The sequence below is a fragment of the Sulfitobacter sediminis genome, from assembly GCF_040811725.1.
Lineage (GTDB): Bacteria > Pseudomonadota > Alphaproteobacteria > Rhodobacterales > Rhodobacteraceae > Sulfitobacter > Sulfitobacter sediminis.
The window spans coordinates 1-230 of record NZ_JBFNXX010000299.1 but is presented as its reverse complement, the minus strand read 5'-3'; the positions used below and the strand labels follow the sequence as shown (position 1 = coordinate 230).

Sequence of the window (230 nt, the reverse complement as noted above, 5' to 3'; positions counted from 1 at the left end):
ACCGCCCGCACCTTCGAGGTCGCACGGACCTACCGTTTCGCCAAGGGCTCCGGCATGCCCGTGCCGATCCCGGTGATCGAGATGATCGAGATCGGCGCAGGCGGCGGCGCGCTCGCCTGGGTCGATGCCATGGGGCGCATCCAGACCGGCCCGGACTCTGCTGGCTCCGAAACCCGCCCCGCCAGCTACCAGCGCGGCGGCACGCGTCCTGCCATCACCGACGCGGACCT

At 71.7% G+C, this 230-nt stretch carries 1 protein-coding gene; it reads left to right on the top strand.

Going from position 1 to position 230, the window contains the following annotated elements; genetic code table 11:
* On the top strand, positions 1 to 230 hold a 230-nt coding region (locus AB2B41_RS23835), incomplete at both ends, for a hydantoinase/oxoprolinase family protein (protein WP_367880296.1).